The 24,453-nt window shown below is 41.8% G+C and carries 26 protein-coding genes; 11 read left to right on the top strand and 15 right to left on the bottom strand.

Going from position 1 to position 24,453, the window contains the following annotated elements:
• Window positions 1-67: 67 nt before the first annotated feature.
• The 7 genes from NSQ43_RS06365 to mutY form a co-directional block, all read right to left on the bottom strand.
• Window positions 68-1,648: an ABC transporter substrate-binding protein gene (locus NSQ43_RS06365; protein ID WP_339254040.1), complete on the bottom strand. Its 1,581-nt coding sequence runs from the start codon at window positions 1,646-1,648 to the stop codon at window positions 68-70.
• The gene (locus tag NSQ43_RS06360) at window positions 1,645-2,658 is read right to left on the bottom strand and encodes a dipeptide ABC transporter ATP-binding protein (RefSeq protein WP_339254038.1); all 1,014 of its coding nucleotides are present in this window, start codon (window positions 2,656-2,658) and stop codon (window positions 1,645-1,647) included. The genes NSQ43_RS06365 and NSQ43_RS06360 overlap by 4 nt, the downstream gene beginning before the upstream one ends.
• Entirely contained in the window at window positions 2,630-3,652 is a 1,023-nt protein-coding gene (locus tag NSQ43_RS06355; protein ID WP_339254036.1) for an ABC transporter ATP-binding protein, read from the bottom strand. Before NSQ43_RS06355 ends, NSQ43_RS06360 begins: the two co-directional genes overlap by 29 nt.
• 141 nt (window positions 3,653-3,793) lie before the next feature.
• Window positions 3,794-5,488 (bottom strand): ABC transporter ATP-binding protein, encoded by a 1,695-nt coding sequence (locus NSQ43_RS06350; RefSeq protein ID WP_339254821.1) that lies wholly within the window; start codon window positions 5,486-5,488, stop codon window positions 3,794-3,796.
• A 112-nt stretch (window positions 5,489-5,600) separates the two neighbouring features.
• Complete coding sequence (locus tag NSQ43_RS06345; protein ID WP_339254034.1) at window positions 5,601-6,149, bottom strand: DUF402 domain-containing protein; 549 nt, start codon at window positions 6,147-6,149, stop codon at window positions 5,601-5,603.
• A 158-nt stretch (window positions 6,150-6,307) separates the two neighbouring features.
• On the bottom strand, window positions 6,308-6,508 hold the full coding sequence (locus NSQ43_RS06340; protein ID WP_339254032.1) for a gamma-type small acid-soluble spore protein: 201 nt from the start codon (window positions 6,506-6,508) through the stop codon (window positions 6,308-6,310).
• Window positions 6,509-6,544: 36 nt separating this feature from the next.
• Window positions 6,545-7,618, bottom strand: coding sequence for an A/G-specific adenine glycosylase (mutY, locus tag NSQ43_RS06335; protein ID WP_339254031.1), 1,074 nt, complete (start codon window positions 7,616-7,618; stop codon window positions 6,545-6,547).
• A 113-nt stretch (window positions 7,619-7,731) separates the two neighbouring features.
• On the opposite strand from mutY, the gene NSQ43_RS06330 reads away from it, so the two are divergent.
• A complete protein-coding gene (locus tag NSQ43_RS06330; protein ID WP_339254029.1) occupies window positions 7,732-8,715 on the top strand; it encodes a metal-dependent hydrolase in 984 nt (327 codons plus the stop codon).
• A gap of 35 nt (window positions 8,716-8,750) precedes the next feature.
• On the opposite strand, the gene NSQ43_RS06325 is transcribed toward NSQ43_RS06330, so the two are convergent.
• Both NSQ43_RS06325 and recX read right to left on the bottom strand, forming a co-directional pair.
• Window positions 8,751-9,083 (bottom strand): YfhH family protein, encoded by a 333-nt coding sequence (locus NSQ43_RS06325; RefSeq protein ID WP_339254028.1) that lies wholly within the window; start codon window positions 9,081-9,083, stop codon window positions 8,751-8,753.
• Window positions 9,070-9,885: a recombination regulator RecX gene (gene recX / locus NSQ43_RS06320; RefSeq protein WP_339254027.1), complete on the bottom strand. Its 816-nt coding sequence runs from the start codon at window positions 9,883-9,885 to the stop codon at window positions 9,070-9,072. The genes NSQ43_RS06325 and recX overlap by 14 nt, the downstream gene beginning before the upstream one ends.
• 94 nt (window positions 9,886-9,979) lie before the next feature.
• Between recX and NSQ43_RS06315 the strand changes: the two genes are divergently transcribed.
• Complete coding sequence (locus NSQ43_RS06315; protein WP_339254025.1) at window positions 9,980-10,783, top strand: polysaccharide deacetylase family protein; 804 nt, start codon at window positions 9,980-9,982, stop codon at window positions 10,781-10,783.
• 15 nt (window positions 10,784-10,798) lie between these two features.
• On the opposite strand, the gene NSQ43_RS06310 is transcribed toward NSQ43_RS06315, so the two are convergent.
• Window positions 10,799-11,974 (bottom strand): MFS transporter, encoded by a 1,176-nt coding sequence (locus NSQ43_RS06310; RefSeq protein ID WP_339254023.1) that lies wholly within the window; start codon window positions 11,972-11,974, stop codon window positions 10,799-10,801.
• Between the two features lie 64 nt (window positions 11,975-12,038).
• Between NSQ43_RS06310 and NSQ43_RS06305 the strand changes: the two genes are divergently transcribed.
• The 4 genes from NSQ43_RS06305 (at window position 12,039) to NSQ43_RS06290 (ending at window position 16,470) form a co-directional block, all read left to right on the top strand.
• Window positions 12,039-12,293: an OsmC family protein gene (locus NSQ43_RS06305; RefSeq protein WP_339254021.1), complete on the top strand. Its 255-nt coding sequence runs from the start codon at window positions 12,039-12,041 to the stop codon at window positions 12,291-12,293.
• A 326-nt stretch (window positions 12,294-12,619) separates the two neighbouring features.
• Window positions 12,620-12,793, top strand: a complete 174-nt coding sequence (locus NSQ43_RS06300) for an SE1561 family protein (RefSeq protein ID WP_339254019.1) — start codon at window positions 12,620-12,622, stop codon at window positions 12,791-12,793.
• Between the two features lie 20 nt (window positions 12,794-12,813).
• Window positions 12,814-14,376 carry a fumarate hydratase gene (locus NSQ43_RS06295; RefSeq protein WP_339254017.1) on the top strand — a complete coding sequence of 521 codons (1,563 nt, stop codon included), beginning with the start codon at window positions 12,814-12,816 and terminating at the stop codon, window positions 14,374-14,376.
• A 189-nt stretch (window positions 14,377-14,565) separates the two neighbouring features.
• Window positions 14,566-16,470, top strand: coding sequence for a heavy metal translocating P-type ATPase (locus NSQ43_RS06290; RefSeq protein ID WP_339254015.1), 1,905 nt, complete (start codon window positions 14,566-14,568; stop codon window positions 16,468-16,470).
• A 15-nt stretch (window positions 16,471-16,485) separates the two neighbouring features.
• Here the strand turns inward: NSQ43_RS06290 and NSQ43_RS06285 are convergent, their stop codons facing one another.
• Both NSQ43_RS06285 and NSQ43_RS06280 read right to left on the bottom strand, forming a co-directional pair.
• Complete coding sequence (locus NSQ43_RS06285) at window positions 16,486-17,499, bottom strand: YihY/virulence factor BrkB family protein (RefSeq protein WP_339254013.1); 1,014 nt, start codon at window positions 17,497-17,499, stop codon at window positions 16,486-16,488.
• Between the two features lie 23 nt (window positions 17,500-17,522).
• A complete protein-coding gene (locus NSQ43_RS06280; protein WP_339254011.1) occupies window positions 17,523-17,900 on the bottom strand; it encodes a YtxH domain-containing protein in 378 nt (125 codons plus the stop codon).
• 240 nt (window positions 17,901-18,140) lie between these two features.
• Here NSQ43_RS06280 and NSQ43_RS06275 point away from each other — a divergent pair, with 240 nt between their 5' ends.
• Both NSQ43_RS06275 and NSQ43_RS06270 read left to right on the top strand, forming a co-directional pair.
• Window positions 18,141-19,523: a sodium:alanine symporter family protein gene (locus tag NSQ43_RS06275; protein WP_339254009.1), complete on the top strand. Its 1,383-nt coding sequence runs from the start codon at window positions 18,141-18,143 to the stop codon at window positions 19,521-19,523.
• 42 nt (window positions 19,524-19,565) lie between these two features.
• Window positions 19,566-19,790: a DUF1128 domain-containing protein gene (locus NSQ43_RS06270; RefSeq protein WP_339254008.1), complete on the top strand. Its 225-nt coding sequence runs from the start codon at window positions 19,566-19,568 to the stop codon at window positions 19,788-19,790.
• 89 nt (window positions 19,791-19,879) lie between these two features.
• Here the strand turns inward: NSQ43_RS06270 and motB are convergent, their stop codons facing one another.
• Entirely contained in the window at window positions 19,880-20,638 is a 759-nt protein-coding gene (gene motB, locus NSQ43_RS06265) for a flagellar motor protein MotB (protein WP_339254006.1), read from the bottom strand.
• Window positions 20,622-21,437: a flagellar motor stator protein MotA gene (gene motA / locus NSQ43_RS06260; protein WP_339254003.1), complete on the bottom strand. Its 816-nt coding sequence runs from the start codon at window positions 21,435-21,437 to the stop codon at window positions 20,622-20,624. The genes motB and motA overlap by 17 nt, the downstream gene beginning before the upstream one ends.
• A 201-nt stretch (window positions 21,438-21,638) precedes the next feature.
• Here motA and NSQ43_RS06255 point away from each other — a divergent pair, with 201 nt between their 5' ends.
• The 3 genes from NSQ43_RS06255 (at window position 21,639) to NSQ43_RS06245 (ending at window position 23,770) form a co-directional block, all read left to right on the top strand.
• The gene (locus tag NSQ43_RS06255; protein WP_339254001.1) at window positions 21,639-22,871 is read left to right on the top strand and encodes an aminopeptidase; all 1,233 of its coding nucleotides are present in this window, start codon (window positions 21,639-21,641) and stop codon (window positions 22,869-22,871) included.
• A 105-nt stretch (window positions 22,872-22,976) separates the two neighbouring features.
• Window positions 22,977-23,114, top strand: coding sequence for a hypothetical protein (locus tag NSQ43_RS06250; RefSeq protein ID WP_339253999.1), 138 nt, complete (start codon window positions 22,977-22,979; stop codon window positions 23,112-23,114).
• Between the two features lie 80 nt (window positions 23,115-23,194).
• Window positions 23,195-23,770: a carbonic anhydrase gene (locus NSQ43_RS06245; RefSeq protein WP_339253997.1), complete on the top strand. Its 576-nt coding sequence runs from the start codon at window positions 23,195-23,197 to the stop codon at window positions 23,768-23,770.
• A 130-nt stretch (window positions 23,771-23,900) separates the two neighbouring features.
• On the opposite strand, the gene NSQ43_RS06240 is transcribed toward NSQ43_RS06245, so the two are convergent.
• Window positions 23,901-24,446, bottom strand: coding sequence for a GNAT family protein (locus tag NSQ43_RS06240; RefSeq protein ID WP_339253995.1), 546 nt, complete (start codon window positions 24,444-24,446; stop codon window positions 23,901-23,903).
• Between the last annotated feature and the right edge of the window lie 7 nt (window positions 24,447-24,453).

Here is a 24,453-nt window from a genome sequence, read left to right as displayed (position 1 = left end):
TCTTAAGAAGGAGGAAACCTATCGATCTCCCCCTTTTTGACTCATTCAGATGTGGAAAGTGAATTCATTACTTAAATTCGACTTTTGATAATAAATCCGAACCAGTTGGATGCGGTAAGAAGCCCGTCAATTCCTTTTTAGCAGCCAATAATGGTGTCGAGTGGGCAAGTGGAACCCATGGTGCTTCTTCGTGAATAATCTCTTGTGCTTTCTTATAAAGCTCAATCCGCTTATCCTCGTCTACCTCTGTTTGTGCCTCGATGAACAAATCATGCATTTTGGCATTTTTGAAGTATGTGTAGTTGTTGCTTCCGATATTGTCTTCATCCAATAGGACGTATAGGAAGTTATCGGCATCTCCATTGTCTCCAGTCCAACCTAACATGAAAGCGTCCGCTTCCCCTTTGCTTGCCTTATCTAAATAAGTTCCCCACTCATACGATACGATTTTAGCTTTTATGCCGATATCCGCTAAATTGCTTTGGATGACCTCAGCAACCTTCGCTCCGTCCGGCATATATGGACGCGGGACAGGCATTGCCCACAGTTCCATTTCGAATCCGTTCGGATATCCTGCTTTCGCAAGTAGCTCCTTCGCTTTTTCAGGATTGTATTCATATGGCTCGATGTCGTCGTTATAACCTGAGATAGAAGGCGGCATCGGGTTCTTGGCAGCATTCGCTTGCCCCTCGAAGAACGAGTTAATAATCGTTTCTTTATCAATTGCATGGTTCAGCGCCTGACGAACTTCTTTTTTATCAAAAGGTGGGCGCGTTACTGTTAAACCAAGATAACCGATGTTCATGGATGGACGTTTAATCAGTTGCAGCTTGTCGTCCCCTTCGATTTTTCCTGCATCTGAAGGGTTAATCCCATCAGCGAGGTCAATTTCCCCAGCAAGCAATGCATTCAGTCTCGCGGAGTTATCTGGAATCGATCTAAATACGATTTTATTCAACTTCGGCAAGCCTTTCTGCCAATACCCGTCGAATTTTTTAATTGTAATAGACTCATTCGGTTTCCACTCCACGAATTCAAAAGGACCTGTACCGACCGGGTTTCTTGCAAATTCGTCGTCACCCTTTGCAAATGCAGTAGGGCTTGCAATCGCGAACATGCTCATCGCGATGTTTTTCAAGAAAGGCGCTTGTGGGCGTTTCAATTTGATAATAACCGTGTACTCACCATCCGCCGTTACGGATTCAATTACATGACCTTCATCGCCTTTGAATCCACCAAACATCGAGCTATAATATGGGAATTTATCTGCATCCCCATTCGCCCAACGCTCGAAGTTTGCAACGACCGCTTCCGCATTGAAATCAGTTCCATCATGGAACTTGACGCCTTCTTCCAATTGGAATGTGTACGTCAAGCCGTCATCCGTATTCCATTCCTTAGCAAGTCCAGGTTGAATGGTTGTGTCCTGCTCTCCAAAGTTCAATAATGTCTCATATAGATTTACTGTAACTTTGAATGTCTCGCCTTCAGTCACCCGTGACGGATCCAGTGAAGTGGAATCATTCCCACGACCGAAGACTAATGTATCCTCCTTGCTGCTCGAACTTCCCTTTCCACAGGCGGCAAGTGCAGTTGACAGGACCAACAGTAATATGAGCGCAACCGGCCACATTCTCTTTCTACTCATAGAGACCCCTCCATTTGTTTTATATCATTGTCAACCTTGCTATCGTAAAGATGGCAGGCGACAGAATGACCTAAAGATTGTTCATTGAACTGTGGTGCAGCTTTTGTACAAATATCCATTTTGAATGGGCAGCGTGTATGGAATGTACATCCAGTGGGCGGGTCGGCTGGATTTGGGATGTCGCCTTCTATGATGATTTGTTCTTTCTGGAAATCCGGATCCGGTACGGGAACCGCCGAAAGTAACGCTTGTGTATAAGGATGCAATGGCCTTTCGTAAAGTTGTTCACTTCCCGCAAGTTCAACGATCTTTCCTAAATACATTACGGCGACGCGGTCACTAATATGCCGTACGACCCCGAGGTCATGTGCGATAAAAATATAGGTAAGGTTGAACTCTTTTTGCAAGTCTTGCATGAGATTCAGCACTTGCGCTTGAATGGAAACGTCTAACGCCGAAACTGGCTCATCCGCTATGATCAATTTCGGATTGGTCATCAACGCACGGGCAATCCCGATACGTTGTCTTTGCCCGCCGCTGAATTGGTGGGGATAGCGCTTTGCATGATATTCATTCAACCCGACAACTTCAAGTAATTCTTTCACTTTCATTTTTCGTTCTTTTGCGTCCTTTACCCCATGTACTAACAATGGTTCCTCCAGTATTTTTCCTATCGTATGCCGTGGATTCAGTGAAGCATATGGGTCTTGAAAAACCATCTGTATATCACGACGGGCTATCCTCATCTCTTCTTTTGATAAAGCAGTCAATTTTCTCCCGTCAAATTCAACAATTCCTTCAGTCGGCTCCAACAAACGCATAAGTAAACGTCCTGTTGTCGATTTCCCACAACCGCTTTCACCAACAATGCCAAGCGTCTCCCCTTCATTCACATGAAAAGACAGGTCATCGACGGCTTTAACGAAGTTAGTGGTTCTTGCGAATAGCCCTTTTTTAATCGGGAAGTATTTCTTCAGATTTTCAACTTTCAATAATGGCTTTGTGCTCATCCTCTGTCACCCTTTCATCGTCGTATAAGAAACATCGGGTTTGATGAACATCTGCAATGCTGTATAGTTCAGGGTTTTCGCTAAAGCATCGGTCGAAGGCAAATTCACAACGTGCCGCAAACCTGCAACCGCTTTTGATGGAGCCCGGTTTCGGCACATTTCCTGGAATGGAATGTAGCCTGTCTTTTTTAAATCGCATATCCGGTACAGACTGAATTAGCCCTTTCGTATAAGGATGTTGTGGATTCTCAAAAATGAGTTTAGTCGGAGCCTCTTCGATTATTTGTCCCGCGTACATGACGATGACCCTCTCGCAAGTTTCAGCTACAACGCCAAGATCATGGGTTATTAACAAAATGGCAGTCCCTAAACGAACATTCAATTCTTTCATCAGTTTCAATATTTGCGCCTGAATTGTTACGTCAAGTGCGGTTGTCGGTTCGTCCGCGATTAATATTTTCGGATTGCAAACGAGTGCCATCGCGATCATCACCCTTTGCCGCATACCACCAGATAACTGATGGGGATACTCTTTCATCAGTCCATCTGCCCGTGGCAAGCCAACAAGTTTTAGTATCTCAATCGCTCGTTCTTCCGCCTTTTTCTTCGACCAACCTTTTTCGTGGATCAATATCGCTTCGACCATCTGATTACCGATTGTGAATAAAGGATTCAGGGATGTCATCGGCTCCTGAAAGATCATCGCTATTTCATTGCCACGAATTTTCCTCATTTCTTTTTCCGATAACTTCGTTAAATCCAATGACCCGTATAGGATTTCACCACCGACAATTTTTCCAGGCGGATTGGGGATGAGGCCCATAACAGAAAGCGAGGTTACACTTTTTCCACATCCCGATTCCCCGACGATGCCTAAAATTTCGCCATCGTGTAGATGAAAATCAATGTGGTCGACAGCAGGAATCTCTCCGGTATCGGTGAAAAAGGTAGTCTGTAAGCCATTCACTTCAAGGATTCGGTTGCGATTATTCATCAGATCACCTTTTCGCTTTAATACTTTCTATCATTAGATAGTCTATTGAACCGCAAGCAAAAAAATGCCCATTAAACCATCCTCCAAGGATTTTAAAAACAAAAAAAGCCACCGAAGTTAATCGGTAGCTTTGTAGATCCATTATATTGATTGAACTTGAAACAGGTTGTAGTAGATGCCTTTTTTCTCCATTAGCTCAGCGTGGTTCCCCACTTCTTTCAATTCACCATGGTCAATCACAAAAATCTTATCTGCATGTGTGATTGTTGACAATCTGTGGGCAACGATCAATGTCGTCCGATCACTTGCCAGTCGTTCAAGTGATTCTTGAATGAGTGCTTCACTTTCCAAATCCAAAGCTGAAGTTGCTTCGTCAAGAATTAGCAATGGAGGATTTTTTAGAAATACCCTCGCAATAGCAATCCGTTGCTTCTGTCCGCCAGAAAGTTTTACCCCTCTTTCGCCGACTGTTGTATCATACCCTTCAGGCAATGATTCGATGAAATGATGTGCATTTGCCGCTTTAGCCGCAGCAATCACTTCCTCATCAGTAGCGTCCGGATTCCCCATCAAAATATTACTCTTCACAGAATCACTGAAAAGAATACTATCTTGTAGAACAATCCCGATCTGATCGCGTAAAGTTTTTAATTGGACATCACGGAGGTCCTTACCGTCAATTCGAATGGAACCCGAAGTGACATCATAAAACCGTGGTATTAAACTGACAATGGTGGACTTGCCGCCGCCACTCATTCCAACAAGCGCTACAGTCTCACCTGGTTTGACAGTAAAGTTGACGCCCCTTAGCACCGGATCGTCTTCTTCACTATACGTAAAACTGACATCCTCAAATTGGATTTCCCCATTGATTCGCGGTAGAGCTTTTGCACCGTCTTTATCCTTGATATCATAAGGCTCTTCCATCAGTTCAAAGACCCGATCCATTGAAGCGAATGATTGAGTTAAAGATGTAGATGCATTCACCAATCGTCTAAGAGGATTATACAGTCGATCGATGTAAGCGATGAAAGCAACCATTATACCGACCGATAAATCGCCGTTAATCACTTGATACCCTGCATATGTAATGACCAATAAAGGAGCAACATCAGTAATCGTGTTGACGACAGCGAACGCTTTCGCATTCCATCTTGTATGATCCAATGCCTTATCAAGGAAATTGCCATTCGTTTCATCAAAACGTTGCTGTTCTTTCTCTTCTAACGCGAAGCTTTTAATGACGCTAATTCCCGATACTCTCTCATGCAAATAACTTTGCACATCCGCAAGCGCTTGGGATCTTTTCCTTGTGAGCGTCCTTAGTTTGCCGAAGAAATGCTTTACACTATATGCATAAAACGGAAATGCTAATAACGTTACGATTGTTAGTGGAATATCCATCGACAGCATGATGATTACTGCGATAATGATTGTCGCAAAGTCTAACCAGACGTTCATTAACCCAATCATTACGAAGTTTTTAGTTTGCTCAACGTCATTGATAATACGGGAAATGACTTCACCTGCCCGAGTGTTGGAGTAAAAACGAAGACCCAATTTTTGAATGTGGTCATACAGGTTTTCTCGGATATCATACAGGATTTTATTGCTGACATACTGTGCATAATATTGTCGATAATACTCTACTGGAGGCCTAATGATGAAAAACAATAACGCCGTTCCACCAAGCCATATGAATAGCTGCCTCGTCTTTTCAGCATCGGTCAGCATTTCCTCCAATATAATATCGTCGATTACAATTTTAATAAGATACGGAATGAATAATGGGATGGCAAATTTGACAACACCAATTAGAACCGTCAAAAGAATCATCCAATTATATGGCTTCACAAACTTGAGATACCGCTTAATACTTTCCCCCAATTTTTCTCCCCCTTAAAAGCATTATAAAAAGCCCTACTGCATGTGGGATGCAGACAGGCTTTTATTGATCATTCTTTTTAACCTGTTTGTAAAACCGATACCTTGAAGTCCAAACTTCAATGAAGTCGGGTGCGAATGGGCCTTTTCGCTGTTTAATCCACATAAGCAACTTATCAAGATTGCGCTTTAATATTTGATCAATCACTTCGGGGTAGTTCATCTTCTTTTTATGCTCATCATATTCATCCTCATCAAGGATCAGATAAGTCATATCCGGAAACACCTTAACATCCAAATCATAATCGATGTATTTCAAAGAATGATGATCATAGACGAACGGGGAACTCATGTTGACATAATAATAAACCCCATCTTCGCGAAGCATGCAAATTATATTGAACCAATGTTCAGCATGGAAATAGCAAATGGACGGTTCTCTTGTTAACCATGTCCGACCGTCCGCTTCCGTCACAAGCGTTCTTTCGTTTGCACCAATCACAATGTTACGTGTTCCTTTTAAGACGGTCGTTTCCTGCCAAACACGGTGAATATTTCCGTCATGTTTATAACTGTGTACTTGTATCGTTTCTCCTTCTTTAGGTATTGTCATCTGTAAAACCACCTTTGAAATTCACAAAACTTAATATTCGTATATTATACCAATTGAAGTGACAAAATTGAAACGATTTAACTTAAGAACGTTTTCACATGTTGAATCCAATTTAAAAACCGGTAGCATCAGCTACCGGCTTTTGAGATGTAAATCCATTATTTAGACTGATTTTCGAAACCGTTAGCACCACCAGATGTCTTGTTCATTTCAGACTGTTGGTTTTGCTTACGTACCTCGTTCACGTCAGTCTCAGCTCCAAACTCTTCAGCCATAATTTCCTTCTTCACTTTGTTTGCATTTGTGAATGAAGCTTGTGGCGCTTGTTTACCGAAGTTTTGTGGGTTTTTGTTTGGCATGGATTTTTCACCTCCGTGACCAATATGATATGCAAATCAGCTTTTTTTATCCTTTGGAACCTTTTTCCTTTTTAGCGCATCCCAGATTTTCAAAACCGGAACCGCTTTCGGAAGTGCTTCCACTTCATCTGCAGAAAAGAAGCTATATCCATCTGGAGCAATGTCGTTCGTTGTCGCCATATAGCTTTCCACTTCCCAAACAAGATGGGAAAAAACATGTTTATATTCGATTAACGGCTTAAAGTTTCCAAAATTAATCCCTAAATTGATTTTCAAAAATTCTTCCGGAGACGTCATGCCTTTAATTTCCATCATTGGAAATTCCCACATATCTGCCAATAAACCTGTGGATGGACGTTGCTTCATCAACCATTTCCCTTCAGTGTTTTGAATGGCAAAAGCGAAAAGCGGTACCGTTTTTGTATTCGTCTTTTTACTTTTCACAGGAAGGCTCTCCTGCCTTCCTTCATGGAAGGCTTGGCAATAATCCCGAACTGGACAAAGAAGGCATCTTGGTTTCGGCGTACAAATTGTTGCTCCTAACTCCATAAGCCCCTGATTAAATGAGGATGGATCATTTTTGTCAATCAGTTCCATTACAACTTCCTCAAATATCTTCCGGTTTCGCGGAATTGCTATATCATCTTCAATAAGTAAGAGACGTGAAAAAACGCGCATGACATTTCCATCTACTGCATGTTCAGGAACACCGAATGCAATACTTAAAACAGCACCTGCCGTATAAGGTCCGACTCCTTTTAACTTGGATATCTCTTTTCGGTTCCTTGGAATTTCACTTCCATATTCGGCTACCACTTCTTTCACACCGGATTGTAAATTTTTCACCCGTGAATAATAGCCCAAACCTTCCCACATCTTAAGGACATCTTCTTCCTTTGCATTTGCAAGATCAAATAGTGTCGGAAATCTCTTGATAAACCGTTCATAATACGGGATAACAGTGTCTACACGTGTTTGCTGCAACATCACTTCCGACACCCATATATAATAGGGATTTTTCGTTCTTCTCCAAGGCAAATCCCTTTTTTCTCTTTCATACCATGACATTAATGCATTTCTAAATTCGTCTTTTCTCTCAAACAGTTGCATGAATTCCTCCATATTGCATATGCTTTTCGTTAATGAAAAATAGGGTATATAATGAATAAAGATAGTTAAAACATTTCACAGCCGTCGTTTAAGCATTGTAAGGGAGTGATTATTTGGATACCGGAACACATATTGTCATGGGCGCCGCCATTTGCGGTCTTACATTAGCGGACCCCGTCGTAGCATCCGATTCAGTTACAATGACAGCGGTTTTTATTGGAGTTGTGTCCGGCTCTTTGATTCCTGACGTAGATACTGTACTTAAATTGAGGAATAATGCAGTTTATATACGAAATCACCGAGGAATTACACACTCGATTCCCGCTGTATTGTTATGGCCGCTTGTCATTTCTATTTTATTGTCTTTCCTAATACCTAATACCGAATTCTTCCATCTATGGGCATGGACGTTTTTAGCCGTTTTTGTCCATGTGTTCGTTGACATATTTAATGCCTACGGAACGCAAGCATTAAGACCTTTTTCAGATCAGTGGGTCGCCATCGGGGTTATTAATACGTTCGACCCGATTATATTTGCACTGCATATTGCCGCACTTTCCGCTTGGATGTTCGGTGCTGAACCGGTTCTTACGTTTGTGATTCTTTATGTCGTGATTTTCTTCTATTATTTGCTTCGTTTCGCAGTGAAAGCGGCGGTGAAACGAGCTGTCCAAAATACCATTCCGGATGCTGATGAGATTTTCATCGCACCGACAATGTATTTCTTCCAATGGAGAGTCGCCGCTTCGAACAAGGAATGTCACTTTGTAGGACGAGCCTACGGACGTTCTGTTAATATCTACGACCGATTTGAACGTGAAGCGATGCCGAAATCCCCTTATATCGATGCAGCGATGGAAGACCGAAACATACAGGCTTTCGTTTCATTCTCACCAATTTACAGATGGTCTGTCTCCCATGTCGGAGATCTGTACGAAGTAAGGCTAATAGACCTGCGCTACCGAAGCAAAGGCTATTATCCATTCGTCGCGGTAGCCCATATCAATGAAGAAATGGAAGTCGTTAACTCATATACAGGTTGGATCTTTTCAGAAGATAAGCTTCATAAAAAGCTGAACTTCATCCCTAATTCCTAACAGCAAGAGCTTGCCAATTGGCAAGCTCTTTAACATTACAAACCTTTTTTAACAGGTTGCAGCATCGCAATTGGCAATGCTTCTTCCGCACGTTCACCGCCTAATCGGTACCCCCATGCAAAGCGGCCCTTTAAATAATCAACGTGGAAAAATACCCCTTCATCGCCTTCAATTCGGTATATTTCCCCTTTGATGATCGTTTTCGGATCGATCATATATGATTTCGCCATTAAAGCTTTGCGCTGGTAAACGGCAAACTCATTGATCATACCCATCTGCTCGGCTTTCCGTGCTTTTTCCATAAGGCTTCCGATTTCTGACCGTAATTCATGTTCATTCATTTCGCTATACTTTTTACTGTTCTCCATCTTCTTCGTTCTCCTTTTTTTCGATGAATCTCTCAATTCGATCAAGTGGAATACCTTTTTGATACATCGATTGTTTAACACGATTCTTTAATTCATATCCGGAATACTTGGAATGGTACCGTCGCCAAGCCTTTTCGCCAACAGAATTGCAGATTGACTCCCATTCATCCTCTTCCCTGCCAAAGTCAATCTCCTCCAACACACTGCTTATCAATCCGAAGGAAAATCCTTTTCGGGCAAGTGCATTCTGGATCTTCTGTTTTAACTGTGCAGGCGCGACAGATCTATTGGAAGCTGCCGCTTTTTCAGCAAGCCTTTTGGCAACAGCGAACTGTTCCTCTTCTGAATAGCTTTCAAGCACTTGTTCCTGCAGCTCCTTCTCGACCCCTTTTTTCTGTAATTCCTGTTGGATCGCTTTCGGACCTTTGTTAGATGCATTTTTTTGGGTTCGTAATAAAGCTTCGGAAAATGCTTGATCATCTAAAAAGCCAAGCCTTCTCAGCTTTACGATTGCCTCCATAATAACGGCTTCTCCATATTCAAGATCCAGCAACTTCTTTTTCACTTCAAACTCGCTCCGCATTCTAAACGACAAAAAGTGCAGAGCACGGTTAAATGCTTTTTCTATTTGATCCTCATAAGCAATTTCATCCATCGCCCAATCGTCAAGCTGCATTCCTTTTGTCAACCCGAACTTAACTAAGACCGTTTCGTGAACACTAAAAGCATATTTATCATCAATGAATATATTATAACGCTCGGTATCACGCTTTTGTTGTGTTATTTTCGTCAATACATGCAAGAACGCTAAACCTCCCCACTTTTATATAAGTATACATGTTCTAATGTATATTTAATAAGACTACGCACATCCTACGAAAAAAGGAGATGTGAATATGGTTGAAGAGCATGGTCCTGGTATTCTAATGGCCGCATTCATCATTGTCGTCGGCATACTATTTAATCCATTTGCAGCAAAAGCTGAAGAATTCCATTGGGGTTTCAAGAAATCGGTAAACGGAATACCACCTGATGCAGGAGCTGCACTCAACGCAATGCTCGAAAAGCATGGTGCCATCTATAAAGGAAAACCGGATGAAAAAGTAGCCTATTTATCATTTGATAATGGTTACGAGAATGGGTACACGGAAAGTATTTTAGACACATTGAAAAAAGAAGATGTACCAGCTACTTTTTTCCTTACCGGTCACTATTTAAAAAGCGCCGCCCCACTTGTCCAACGAATGGTGAAAGACGGACACGGAATTGGCAATCATTCATATGATCATCCGAATATGGCCAACCTTTCCGAAGAAAGAATGGAAGAGGAATGGAAGAAATTTGATGAACTCCTCTATAAAACGACAGGCGTAAAACGGACAGTTTACGCAAGGCCACCTGAAGGCATTTTCAATGATACTGTCTTAAGAAAAGGGAATGAGTTAGGGTATCGTCATATTTTCTGGTCCGTTGCATTCATCGATTGGCATGCCAATAAGCCGCGCGGAAAAGCTTATGCTTACAACGAACTGATGAATCAGCTTCACCCAGGAGCTGTTATCCTCATGCATACTGTGTCTCCCGATAACGCCGAAGCGCTACCAGATTTCATACGAGATGCCAAGAAGCAAGGCTATGAATTCAGAACACTCGACGATCTTGTTCTTGAATATGAAAATGTCGATGCGATCCTAAGATGATCAAAGAAGCATCCCTTATGATGGGATGCTTCTCTTTGGCTTTCCGAACAATGACACAAGGAATATCAGACCGAATAATACCGAAATGATCAATAGATAGCTGACATTCTCTACAAACTCAAGGAAAAGGCCACCCGCAAAAGGTCCAGTCAAACTACCGATACTAAAGAAAATTCCACATAAGAGATTCCCGGTAGGCAATAGGTCTTTCTGTGTCAAATCCGACATATACGAGATGCCAAGGGAGAAAATCGAACCAACGAATAGTCCTGCAATGAAGATCGTCAAGATGATCAATGGAACTGAATTCCCCATCAGACTTGCTGACCAAAATGCAACCGCCCCGCCTCCATATGCGATAAGGACAACGGAATGCCTACCGATTCGGTCGGACAACATCCCAAGCGGTATTTGTGAGACAATGCCACCGATTGAAAATGTCGCAAGGATTAACGATACCGAAGTGAGCTCCAGTCCATTTCGCAAAGCATATACTGGATACATTGCGTTCAAGGAAGATTCCAGGAATCCGTATCCGAATGGACCTAAAAAGGCAATCCACGCAACACCAATCGTAAGCTTTGCACGTTTCATAAAACTTCCGGTGTCTACATTTCCCTTTAACACTTCAGGTCGATCGTTTTTTAAAGAGAATACCAACAGCCATGCTGTCATGCAGAGTAGACCTGAAACGATGAAAGGCAACCCTTCAAAAATATTCACAAGTGGGGCAAATAAAGGGCCAGCCGCAAAACCGACACTAAATGAAACTCCATAAATTGCAATATTCCTACCTAACCTTGCTTGCGAGGAAGTGCTCGTTATCCAAGTTTGTGTTGAAAAATGAAGGGCATGATCCCCTATACCGATCAACAACCTCAATATGAACCAAAAGAATACATTTTTCCATAATGGAAATAGAAGCAAAGACGAAAAGACGAGTATCCCGCCTAAAATGATGACGGGTTTATATCCATATTTCCGTAACGGTGCCTCCATAAATGGAGAAATCAGAAGAGTACCTATGTACAACCCTGTAGCATTCAACCCATTCAATGCACTTGATAACCCGTCGCGCTCAAAAATGGCTGATATAAGAGGCAGCAGCATGCCTTGCGAAAACCCTGAAATTGAAACGATGATAACCAATATCCAAAACCGTCGTTGTTCAGGTCTATCTATAATATTCATATGTAATACGCTCCTTAAAACTCATGAATCATCTATAATAGTAGCATAAGGAGGATTGATATTAATGAAATTCGAAATGACTGAAAACGATTTCGAAACAGATACAACTTTTGGTAATCTACAGATTTCCGCCAATGACGAGTTCGGATTCAGACCCTACCAATTGCTTGTCTCTTCCGTTGCGGTATGTACTGGCGGCGTGTTGCGCAAGATTCTTGAAAGAAAGCGCATGCCTGCAAACCATATTGCAATTGAAGTTAAGGAAGTTATGCGTAATGAAGAGTTTGCAAACAGGGTAGAAAAAATCAAAATAAAATAAAAGCCCAGTCCATATCTGATTTTGCAGTTCAGATTTCGGCTGGGCTTTTACGTATGAATAGAACCTTCACAATCATTTGACATATAAATCGTAGGCGTCGAACGGTTAGCCGTTAAACGTTCACGGATCCCCTCCTTTAATTAGGATTCGATTCGTCTCTACTCTACAGCCTCCTCTCTTATTACTTACTCATAGCATACCATGATATCCGCCTATTGTAAATATTTTGTTAAGATGAATTTTCCATACATTCAATTTAGTCGCTCTTAGATTGAAAAAACACCATTAATCATATACGATGATACTGATGAAAAGAGGTGTACTTCTTGGAAAAACGACAAAGTGGACAAGTTGATGAATTAAAAAATCGCCTTCATCAATTCCTGGAAAAACTTGAGTCAATCGAGCCAGAAACAACAGACCTCGATGAAATCGATCAACTGATTCGTTTAATCGATGAGCTGGAAGAACAGATGAATAAAATAAAAAAAGATCAATGATTCCTTAGGGGGAAATGAAAATGTACATAGAACAAGTTGAAAAAACTATGATTGAAACACTTGAAAAAAGTATGTATGACCTCGTATGTGAAACTTCGACGAACCTTCCAAAAGACGTCCGTCGTGCTGTCAAAGCAGCCCGTGAACAGGAAGATGCCGGAACACGCGCAGCAATGAGCCTTGATACGATAGCGAAGAATATCAATATGGCGGACGATAAGCTATCTCCAATTTGCCAGGATACTGGATTGCCAACGTTCAAAATTAAAACGCCTATTGGGGTCAATCAGCTTGAAATTAAAGCAGCGATTAAACGCGCTATAGTCAAGGCTACGAAAGACGGAAAACTAAGACCGAACTCTGTTGACTCATTAACAGGTGATAACAGTGGGGATAATCTTGGTGAAGGCCTTCCAGTCGTTAAATTCGATCAATGGGAAAACGATCATATTGAAGTAAAGCTTATCCTTAAGGGTGGCGGCTGTGAGAACAAAAACATTCAGTATAGTCTACCAACTGAACTTGAAGGTCTTGGCAGAGCGGGACGCGATTTGGATGGTATCCGTAAATGTATCCTCCACTCCGTCTATCAAGCTCAAGGACACGGTTGTTCGGCAGGTTTCATCGGTGTTGGAATTGGTGGCGACCGTGCATCAGGTTATGATCTTGCGAAAGAACAGCTTTTCCGTGATTTGGATGATGTAAACCCGAACCCTGACCTCGCAAAATTAGAAGAATATATTCTTGAGTCAGCAAATAAATTAGGCATCGGTACAATGGGCTTCGGTGGAGAAGCAACGTTATTAGGTTGTAAAGTTGGAGTTATGCACAGAATTCCAGCAAGCTTTTACGTTTCAGTAGCGTATAATTGCTGGGCATACCGTCGTATGGCAGTCGATCTGAATGCCGAAACGGGTGAAATAACAAAATGGCATTACGACAATGGCGAAAAGCTTAAATTCGACGAAGACAACGAACAGGAAGAAGGAAAACAGACTTCTCGAACTGTCGAATTAACAGCTCCTATTACAGAAGAGCAGATCCGTGATTTACGCGTTGGTGATGTTGTGAAGATTAGCGGCCGCATGTATACAGGTCGAGATGCTATCCATAAGCATCTTTCCGAGAACGATTCACCTGTAGATCTGAACGGCCAAATCATCTATCACTGCGGTCCCGTCGTATTGAAAAACGAAGATGGCGGTTATGAGATTAAAGCTGCTGGCCCAACGACTTCCATTCGTGAAGAACCGTACCAAGGCGATATTATGAAGAAATTTGGCATCCGCGCTGTAATCGGAAAAGGTGGAATGGGACCAAAAACCCTTGCCGCCCTAGAAGAGCATGGCGGAGTCTATCTGAATGCAATCGGTGGAGCTGCACAATATTACGCAGATTGCATAAAAGCTGTTGAAGGCGTTGACCTTCTCCAATTCGGTATTCCTGAGGCAATGTGGCATTTGAGAGTCGAAGACTTCACTGCTGTCGTCACAATGGATTCTCACGGAAACAGCCTCCATGCGGATGTAGACAAATCATCACTTGAAAAATTAGCCCAATTCAAAGAAAAAGTATTCAGCTAATCCAATAAATAGAAGAGTAGAGTTGGAGATTCCTAAAATTCTCCCACCCTACTCTTTTTATTTATACTCCGACAAATTTCGAGTTCCACTTTTCCTATTTAAATGATATACTGTTAATTATAATAATTATTATGTGATAATTAATATCTAATTGAAGTTGATATTCATTATCAGTAAGGAGGGGTACAATTGACAACGGAAACGAAAGAGATTCAACATGAATCGGGTAAGTGGCTCACGCATATCGAGCTCGTCGCTGCTATTCTTTCTGGTGTTTTGATTTTAGCTGCTTGGCTAATTGGAAAAGACGGATCGCAATCGGTATCCATAGCCCTCTACATTATCGCTTTTCTCATTGGGGGATTTGCAAAAGCAAAGGAAGGAATCGAGGATACGATTGCTGATCGGCAGTTAAATGTCGAGATGCTAATGGTCTTCGCTGCAATTGGTTCGGCTGTTATCGGCTATTGGGCAGAAGGTGCAATTCTCATATTCATTTTCGCAATTAGTGGTGCCCTTGAAACGTACACATTGAATAAAAGCCATAAAGAAATCTCCGCACTAATGGAGTTGCAGCCCGAAGTCGCATGGCTGATCAAAGAAGATGGATCCACTGTAAGTGTAGCCACTTCTGCCCTTTCAGTCGGTGCAAAAATCCTTGTTAAGCCCGGCGAGCGTATCCCTGTCGATGGGGTTATCTTACAGGGTACGACTTCTATCGACATGTCGGCCATTAATGGCGAATCAGTCCCAGTAACCAAAGGGTTGAATGATGAATTATTTGCAGGGACCGTCAATATAAGCGGCGCCATCCAAATGGAAATGACGAAGCCAAGTTCAGAGACTTTATTCCAAAAGATTATTACACTCGTACAAAATGCACAAAGCGAAAAGTCACCGTCTCAGCAGTTTATCGAAAGATTTGAAGGAACGTATGTAAAGATTGTCATTTTCTCAGTCATCGTAATGATGTTCCTTCCTCATTTTCTATTTGGCTGGGACTGGACGACAACTTTCTATCGGGCAATCGTCCTGTTAGTTGTAGCCTCCCCTTGTGCCCTTGTCGCATCGATTATGCCGGCGACATTGGCAGCAGTATCGAATGGAGCAAAGCGCGGCGTCCTTTTTAAAGGCGGTGTCCATCTTGAGCACCTTGGATCTCTAAAGGCAATTGCCTTTGACAAGACAGGAACATTGACCTCAGGGAAACCAGTTGTAACTGATTTCATCGTCCGTGACGGCGAAGATGTTAACATTTCACTTGCCTTATTAGCGAGCATAGAATCCCAATCGAACCATCCACTCGCAGTTGCAATTGTAAAACATGCTGGGGAGCAAGGGATTGTAAACCGTGACCATCTACAAATTGAGGATGTGCCAGGATACGGTATTCGTGCAATTACCGATACTGGTGAAGTATTAGTCGGCAATCCAAGGTTTGTCGGCAAAGATTTGATAGATGACTTCCACGAAGGGATTGTACAAAAACTTTCTGATGAAGGAAAAACTGTAGTGTTCATGAGAGATTCAAAAGGAATACTTGCAGCTGTCGCATTGAAAGATACGTTACGACCAGAAGCTGTTCAGGCGATAAAGGATTTAAAGAAATTAGGAATACAATCCATCATGCTAACAGGTGACAATGACAAAACCGCTAAAGCCATTGCAAAAGAGGCTGGACTCGATCGATTTGTAGCTGAATGTCTGCCTGAAAAAAAGGTGGAGGAATTAAAGAGGCTTAAAACGGAGTATGGAGAAGTCGGGATGGTCGGGGACGGCATTAACGACGCCCCAGCACTTGCGACAGCCACTTCCGGAATTGCCATGGGCGAAGGAACCGATGTCGCTTTGGAAACAGCGGACGTCGTCCTTATGCAAAATGATTTAACACGTATTTCATACGCGGTCAAAGTGTCCAGGAAAATGCAAAGGATCGTAAAGCAAAACGTCTTCTTCTCAGTCGCGGTTATAGCAGTGCTTATTGTTTCCAACTTTATGCAAGTCGTGGACCTTCCTCTTGGTGTAATCGGCCACGAAGGAAGCACAATCCTCGTCATATTGAACGGATTGCGTTTATTAAATAATGTGAAATGAAAAAGCAATGCCGGTTTACCCTACGGCATTGCTTTTTTCTTTTGCGGATTTCAATTGTTTTCGTTCCGTCATTACCGCATTCAGCTGACCGCCAAGCATCAGGATGATAGCGGAAAAATATAGCCAAAGCATAAGTACGATAATTGCTCCGATACTTCCATATGTTTTGGAATAATTCGCAAAACTACCAACATAAAACGAGAATGCTAACGACGTAAGAATCCACCCCGCTGTAGCAAAAATCGCACCTGGAATCGCACTTTTCAGCCGGATCTTCAAATTAGGAACAGCCCAGTAAAGGACTGTAAATACAAGGAAAATAAGAACCGGTGGAATGCTCCAACGTAAATTCCCCCATAATCTCATGAATCCCTCTTCCATGCCAAAATAAGAGAAAGCCAAATATCCAACTTGCTCACCGAAAATTGGTAAAAGCAAAGCAACAATCAGTACACCTATCAATGCTATCGTGAAAACGACAGACATTGACCTTGCAACGATGAACGACCGTGTCTCCTCTACAAAATAGGATTGGTTCAACGCCTTTGTCAGTGCATTCATGCCTTTAGATGCCGACCAAATTGTCGCCAAGGCACCAATGGACAACAGTCCACCATTCCGATTTGCCAGTATCTCTTGAAGAGTATCACGGATAAGTCTAAAAACACTTTCGGGTGCATAATCTCGTATAAATAAGAACACTTGGTTTTCGTCTATATTCAAAAATGGTAATAGTGTTATCAAAAAGATTAATAGAGGAAACATGGATAATAAGAAAAAGAAGGCCAGTTGTGATCCTAAACCGGTAATATCAACTTTTTTTATCCTAACAAGCAGCTCTTTCCAAAATCCTGCTGTCGTTGTTACGTCAAACTTCTCAAGGTCACCGTCGTTCACATCATGAATAAATTTCATAATGTATAAATTTTTTATAAATCCACTACCCTTTTGTTCCTCAGTTGTTTCTTCCTTCACATTTCCCTCTTGTGATTGCATCGTTTTCGGAGTTAATGGGTCATTTTTGCTCACATTCGACTCACTCCTTTCGGTACTTATATCTTTTTTGTTTCCATACCTTCTTTTTGTTCGTTAACAATTTCTTTGTATTCTTCTTTCGACTCAACAAATGCCTCTTTTGTATCGACAACCAACTCTTTCACCTGTGGAGTTAGTGCTTTCAATTCGGCAACCTGGTTTTTGATATATGTAGCATCACCAGATATTTGTTCATAAATCGACATGTATTTATCTTTTTGTTGCTGTAACTTCTCCTTTAGTACATCCGGATTTTTTGAATAATATTTCACCTGAGAAACCATCCTATCCGTATTTCCCTTCAGATGTCGGCGAGTGCCTTTGTCGTACAAACTGATTGCCCCACCTAAGATTGCTCCCAAAATAATAAATTTCCCAAATTTGCTATTTCCCACAGAAAACCCTCCATAACTTTCTAATTTGCTTATATTATTATACCCCTCTAAAAAATAAAACAAACAATTTTGCTGAAAATGAAAATTAGGTCTTGACTTAAGTGTTAAAGTTTCGGAATATTAACAATAACACTATTGATTCTTAATAGTCTAATCTATTAGGCAGAAAGGAGGATTAAAAAATAGAATTGGGGAATGTGAGATTTGGGAAAAAGAACAAATTGAAATGGGGGTAGAAGGATGGATGCAATTACTGGTTTTTTAGACACGGTAGGCGGATATGTTTGGGGACCACCTCTTCTTGTCCTACTAGTAGGAACGGGTATCTATTTAACAGCAAGACTCGGATTTATACAAGTACGGTTATTGCCTTATTCCTTGAAACAAGTATTTTCACGTAGACATGATAAAAAAGCGGATGGCGATATTTCGCAGTTCCAGGCACTTATGACCGCAATGGCGGCAACGGTAGGTGTCGGTAATATCGTCGGTGTGGCTACTGCGGTTTACATGGGTGGTCCGGGGGCTATCTTTTGGATGTGGCTTGCCGGATTCTTTGGGATGGCAACGAAATATGGGGAAGCCATCCTCGCAGTTAAATACCGCGTAAAGGATTCCAAAGGCGAAATGGCCGGTGGACCAATGTACTATTTGGAACACGGCTTGAAACAAAAATGGCTTGGTGTCCTATTTGCTATATTTGGTGCTCTCGCTGCATTCGGTATCGGTAACGGAACGCAATCGAAAGCCGTTGCAGACGTTATGAAGAGTACTTTCAATGTGCCACATTTAGCTACAGGAATTGTCCTTTTGATTTTCGGTGCGCTTGTAATCCTTGGGGGGATTAAAGTTATCGGACGTGTTACTGCGTTCTTCGTACCGATCATGGCACTCTTCTATTTCATAGCCGGTGCAATTGTCATGATTATGAACATCAATTTAGTTCCTGAAGCATTCGCGACTATTTTCAAATTTGCATTTACTGGTGAAGCTGCTGTAGGTGGTGCAATTGGGGCGGCAATCCGCTTCGGGGTTGCCCGCGGACTCTTCTCAAACGAAGCGGGTCTTGGTTCTGCTCCTATAGCTGCTGCTGCTGCGAAAACAGACATGCCTGGTCGTCAGGCACTCATTTCAATGACGCAAGTATTTTTCGATACACTCGTTATCTGTTCAATTACAGGAGTCACAATCGTAATGTCTGGCCAATGGAAAGATAAATCAATTGGAGCTGGGTCATTGACTGCCGAAGCTTTCGGTGAATTCTTAGGTGGAGCCGGGCCGATGATCGTTGCAATTGGTATCATTTTCTTCGCCACTTCCACAATTCTTGGTTGGGGCTATTATGGAGAAAAATGCTTCCAATACCTCTTCCCTAAACATGGAGCAGTATTGGGCTACCGTATTGCCTTTGTTGCGTTCATCATTGTCGGATCCGTTGCGTCCCTTGAAGTTGTTTGGGCACTTGCGGACGTCTTGAACGGCCTAATGGCTATCCCGAACTTGATTGGTCTTCTTGGATTGTCTGGAGTTATCATTTTGGAAACTAAACGATTCAAAGCGAAGATTGACGAAGAGAAGGCAGCTGAAAAGCTTGGAAAAGCGGTTGACACTACAGCTAAATAATGCAATGATAAGTCCGATGATAGCGAAGGGCGGACGAAATCAATGGATTTAACTCAACCAACAGCTGAAAATGTTTCCTATATGATTGATAAGATCAAAGAGAAACTAAGAATGGTAAACGTAGATGCTATGAAGGCGGATAACTTCGATACGGATCGTTATGAAGATTTGGTTTACATGTATGAGATGGTCATGAAGAGGGATACGATCACTCCTAACGAAATGCAAGCCATTGCCGCTGAACTTGGTTCACTTAGAAAAGCGTAGGTCACCTGCTTAGAGGCGACCGAAGCTGGACAGAAAGTAAATGAGAAAAGCCGATGCCATAGGGTAACTCCCTGAAGCATCGGCTTTTTTTATTCAACTGATGTTCCGTCTTTAAGTACAAGGGGTTGTATAAGCACTTCTACACGACGGTTCTTACTTCTGCCCTCTGCTGTGTCGTTTGATGCGACTGGCTTGTTTTCCCCGTAACCTTTTGCACTAAAAAGCTGTGGATCAAGATTATTCGTATCAATTAAGACCTTTAAAAAATTGAGGGCACGCATCATACTGAGTTCCCAGTTCGATGGGAATTCTGCATTATTAATCGGAACATTATCCGTATGCCCCGTTACGACAATTTGCCTCGGCTTTTCAAATTTGAGGAGATTGCCAATATCCTTCGCCAAATTCGAATACTCCGGTTTAATCATCGCTTTCCCTGATTCAAAAAGAATGCTATCACGTATTGTAACCAATAGGCCTTCTTCGGTCAGTTGGGTTTGAAATTGGCTTTCCAATTCATTTACAGCGATATAGTCATCTAACGTTGACCGGATTTCCTCCAGTGTTTGCTGATCCTCCAAATAAGCTGGATTTGCATTTCCCTCAATCCCTTTCGTGTTGTATGAAGGGACTGGTGTAGGAGATGTGTTTTCCATAACGCCTGTCCCACCATCGAATATCTCACTAAAAACGGATGACATCCGACTTAACTTCTTTTCATCTACCGAGCTTGATGCAAATAACACGATAAATAATGCCAAAAGCAGAGTGAGTAAATCCGAGTATGGTAAAAGCCAGGATTCATCGACATGACCGTCGTCTCGTTTTTTCTTACGTTTCCTCGACAAATTGGCCCTCCCCCTTGTCGCTATTTTTTTCTGCAAAGAACTTGCGGCGCTCTTCCATTGATAGATAGGAAACTAATTTTTGCTCGATAGTCCGTGGTGCTTCTCCTTCAAGAACAGAAAGGATGCCCTCAATCATCATCATTTTCTGTCGGACTTCTTCCCTCGATTTTCTTTTTAATTTGTTAGCAAATGGATGCCAGAGAACATATCCGGTGAAAATCCCTAACAAGGTCGCTACAAAAGCCGCTGAAATAGCATATCCAAGTGCTTCAATATCGTTCATATCTTTTAATGCGGCGATCAATCCCACAACCGCCCCTAATACACCTAATGTAGGGGCATATGTACCCGCTTGACTGAAAATGAGTGCTCCAGCAGTGTGCCTTTCCTCCATTGCCTCTACTTCTTCAGTAAGGACATCTCGTATATAATCAGCGTTTTGACCGTCTATGGCAAGGTCAAGCCCGTTCTTTAAGAATGGGTCTGCAATTTCATCAGTTTGTGCTTCCAATGACAATAAGCCTTCTCGTCTTGCAATATCCGCCCATTTGGAAAACATTCTTATCAAGTCCGAATCGGAATTCAAATTTTGTTCCTTGAAAAGAATCCCAAATAACTTAGGTACCCGTTTAATTTCCTTCAATGGAAACGCAATGACAACAGCTGCAATCGTACCTGCAATGATTATAAGAATAGCAGCTGGATTAAGTAAATTATCTGGTGTTACGCCCTTCATCGCCATACCGACAAATAACGCAACTATGCCAAGAATAAGTCCAACAATGGTTGATAAATCCATATAAAGTACCCCCGTCTTCTCTTCTTCTTCTTATTTCGACATAAACATACAATACTTTAGTTTATTAAAAATAAATCCCATTATTAATGAAAAAAAGAATAAAAGTTACTCCACTTTAAGCAAAATTTTTGTTAATTTATCTTTGCCTGTTTTATTGCACTGGAGTACTATTAATACATAAGGATGAAGGAGGTTTTTTATTTGTTGTCTTTCGAACAAAAATTGGAGAATTATGCAAGTCTCGTTGCTGAAGTTGGAGCGAATATCCAAAAGGATCAAACATTATTCATTAGTGCATCCATTGAAACTGTGGAATTTGTTAGGAAAGTGGCTGAAAAAGCATACTCTTTAGGCGCACGTCAAGTCATCGTGGATTGGTCCGATGATGAGTTAGTGAAACTACGGTATGAAAAGGCACCTGCTGAATCATTCTCCGATTTTCCTGAGTGGAAAGTAATGGAACGTGAAAAATTGGCTGAAGGTGGTGCTGCATTCGTTAGCATCGTATCCCAAAGCCCAGATTTACTGAAAGGTATCGAACCTTCCCGCATTGCGGATGCACAAAAAGCTGCTGGAAAAGCACTTAGCAATTACCGTAAAATGTTGCAAGCCGACCGATTCAGCTGGTCGGTCATTGCTGCACCTTCAAAAGCATGGGCAGCAAAGATGTTCCCTGAACTTGGGGAATCTGAGCAAGTATTAGCACTATGGGAAGCCATCTTTAAGGCGGTTCGTGCAGATCAGGCTGATCCGGTTACAGCATGGAAAGAGCTTGACAAAACGTTAAACGAAAAAGCTGATTACTTGAATAAAAAGGCGTATGCAACTTTGCAGTACAGAGCACCGGGAACTAATTTAACAATCGATTTGCCAAAAGGCCATATCTGGGCCGGCGGCGGAAGCGTCAATGTTGACGGAAATGCGTTCATGGCAAACATGCCTACCGAGGAAGTATTTACAGTCCCACATAAAGATGGTGTCAATGGCTATGTGAAAAACACAAAACCGCTAAGCTATGGTGGGAATATTATTGATGATTTCACAATAACGTTTGAAAATGGTCGAATTACGGAAATTAGTGCTGGACAAGGTGAAGAGGTTCTGCAACGTCTAATCGATACGGATGAAGGTGCTAAGCATCTTGGCGAAGTGGCTCTTGTTCCACATGCTTCTCCAATTTCCGAGTCCGGTCTACTCTTCTACAATACATTGTTCGATGAAAATGCATCAAATCACCTTGCTATCGGAAGTGCTTATTCATTCTGTTTGGAAGGCGGAAAAACAATGTCGACAGAGGATTTGGAGAAACACGGTCTGAACCAAAGTATTACACATGTCGACTTCATGATTGGCTCAGCAGAAATGGATATTGACGGTATTTTACCTGATGGAACTGTTGAACCTGTCTTCAGAAATGGAAACTGGGCATTCTAATTTCCGTCACATTTACTAATAACATTTCAATCTACCCTTTAATTATTTCTGTTTTATAGTATAATGGGTGTATATTAAACAATCGACGTAGAGAGGGGTCTCGCTATGGGCTTAATGTACACTACAGTTATCGGTTATGCCGTTATGCTTGGTATTTCAGCTTATTTCACAATGCACTATTTGAGTAAAGCTCTTCATTCTTCCGATTCAGAAAGAATCGATCCGAAACCGGAAGTAAAATAATCTATGAAAAGGGTTGCCGCTTGGCAGTCCTTTTTTTTTTATGTAAACTATCTTAAAGGCAACTATTTGGAGGTGCATATATGACAATTTTATCCGAAATCATCGATTTCAATAAAGACTTTGTACAAGATGAGAAATTCAAAGAATATGAAACAACAAAATTCCCCGACAAACGGATTGTTATGCTGACTTGCATGGACACAAGGTTGACAGAACTACTTCCAAAGGCCATGAACTTGAAGAATGGCGACGCCAAAATCATTAAAAGTGCTGGTGCCATTGTCACACACCCATTCGGTAGCGTAATGAGAAGTATCCTTGTCGCCATCTATCAATTAAAGGCGGACGAAGTATATATTATAGGACACCATGACTGTGGAATGAGTTCGGTCGATACTACTTCAATTGTTGAAAGTATGGTGGAAAGAGGAATTGATAAAAATCTATTTACTACATTGAAGTATTCCGGAATCGATATGAAAGAGTGGCTTCGAGGCTTTAACGACGTTACGCAAAGTGTGAAAAGCAGTGTAGATCAAGTACGGAATCACCCGCTAATGGACCGCAATGTTCCTGTTCATGGACTTGTCGTCGATCCCCACACGGGTCAACTGGATATCATAACAAATGGTTATGATTATCTTGTCGAAAATTGACGATCTATATTTCCTGGGGAATAGACAAAAGTGAGGGGAAATATGCCCTAAGATGACAAAAGCCGATTCTTCATAAGAAGAATCGGCTTTTCATCTTAGCTAATAGTTTCCGCCAGGCGGCCTTACCCTTTCAATGATCATCTGATAGACTTGCGTACATATAGTGATCCTCCCAGGATCCATTAATGTACAATAGCTTCCTAAGCAAGCCTTCACGGACATACCCTGCATTTTCAAGGACTCTGACGGAGCCAATATTATTCGGGGAAACGAAAGCTTCAACCCGATGCAATGAAACCGTTTCAAACGCGAATTTTGTCACAATTTGTACCGCTTCAGTTGCAAGTCCCCTACCCGTTTCCCGTTCGTCAATCGAATATCCGACAAAACCGCTTGAGAATGGAAGCCTTTTAATACTGTATAGAGAAATATGGCCTATTAACCTGCTTGTTTCGGCGTCAAAAATACCAAAGTTATATTCGCGCCGATCTCTCATTTGATAGAGGGATTCCCTAATTTTATTTCGCTGGACAGAAACCGTGTAATAGCCCGGATCATGTCGCGGCTCGAATACCGTCCAAAACTCTTTATTCGCAATAAGGAGTTCAGTAAAAATGACGGCGTCTTCTTCTGTCAAAATACGTAAATAACAAGTTCGCCCTTCAAGCAGAATCAATACTTCT

It is taken from the genome of Sporosarcina sp. FSL W8-0480 (assembly GCF_037963765.1).
In the GTDB taxonomy this organism is placed as follows: Bacteria; Bacillota; Bacilli; order Bacillales_A; family Planococcaceae; genus Sporosarcina.
The sequence above is the reverse complement of the archived record's forward strand: the minus strand, read 5'-3'. Positions and strand labels throughout refer to the sequence as shown.

What these genes read in the sequence shown, in the direction of transcription:
- NSQ43_RS06365 (WP_339254040.1), bottom strand. Translation starts at nt 1,648, where the DNA reads ATGAGTAGAAAGAGAATGTGGCCGGTTGCGCTCATATTACTGTTGGTC.
- NSQ43_RS06360 (WP_339254038.1), bottom strand. Translation starts at nt 2,658, where the DNA reads ATGAGCACAAAGCCATTATTGAAAGTTGAAAATCTGAAGAAATACTTC.
- NSQ43_RS06355 (WP_339254036.1), bottom strand. Translation starts at nt 3,652, where the DNA reads ATGAATAATCGCAACCGAATCCTTGAAGTGAATGGCTTACAGACTACC.
- NSQ43_RS06350 (WP_339254821.1), bottom strand. Translation starts at nt 5,488, where the DNA reads ATGATTCTTTTGACGGTTCTAATTGGTGTTGTCAAATTTGCCATCCCA.
- NSQ43_RS06345 (WP_339254034.1), bottom strand. Translation starts at nt 6,149, where the DNA reads ATGACAATACCTAAAGAAGGAGAAACGATACAAGTACACAGTTATAAA.
- NSQ43_RS06340 (WP_339254032.1), bottom strand. Translation starts at nt 6,508, where the DNA reads ATGCCAAACAAAAACCCACAAAACTTCGGTAAACAAGCGCCACAAGCT.
- mutY (WP_339254031.1), bottom strand. Translation starts at nt 7,618, where the DNA reads ATGCAACTGTTTGAGAGAAAAGACGAATTTAGAAATGCATTAATGTCA.
- NSQ43_RS06325 (WP_339254028.1), bottom strand. Translation starts at nt 9,083, where the DNA reads ATGGAGAACAGTAAAAAGTATAGCGAAATGAATGAACATGAATTACGG.
- NSQ43_RS06315 (WP_339254025.1), top strand. Translation starts at nt 9,980, where the DNA reads ATGGTTGAAGAGCATGGTCCTGGTATTCTAATGGCCGCATTCATCATT.
- NSQ43_RS06310 (WP_339254023.1), bottom strand. Translation starts at nt 11,974, where the DNA reads ATGAATATTATAGATAGACCTGAACAACGACGGTTTTGGATATTGGTT.
- NSQ43_RS06305 (WP_339254021.1), top strand. Translation starts at nt 12,039, where the DNA reads ATGAAATTCGAAATGACTGAAAACGATTTCGAAACAGATACAACTTTT.
- NSQ43_RS06295 (WP_339254017.1), top strand. Translation starts at nt 12,814, where the DNA reads ATGTACATAGAACAAGTTGAAAAAACTATGATTGAAACACTTGAAAAA.
- NSQ43_RS06275 (WP_339254009.1), top strand. Translation starts at nt 18,141, where the DNA reads ATGGATGCAATTACTGGTTTTTTAGACACGGTAGGCGGATATGTTTGG.
- NSQ43_RS06270 (WP_339254008.1), top strand. Translation starts at nt 19,566, where the DNA reads ATGGATTTAACTCAACCAACAGCTGAAAATGTTTCCTATATGATTGAT.
- motA (WP_339254003.1), bottom strand. Translation starts at nt 21,437, where the DNA reads ATGGATTTATCAACCATTGTTGGACTTATTCTTGGCATAGTTGCGTTA.
- NSQ43_RS06250 (WP_339253999.1), top strand. Translation starts at nt 22,977, where the DNA reads ATGGGCTTAATGTACACTACAGTTATCGGTTATGCCGTTATGCTTGGT.
- NSQ43_RS06245 (WP_339253997.1), top strand. Translation starts at nt 23,195, where the DNA reads ATGACAATTTTATCCGAAATCATCGATTTCAATAAAGACTTTGTACAA.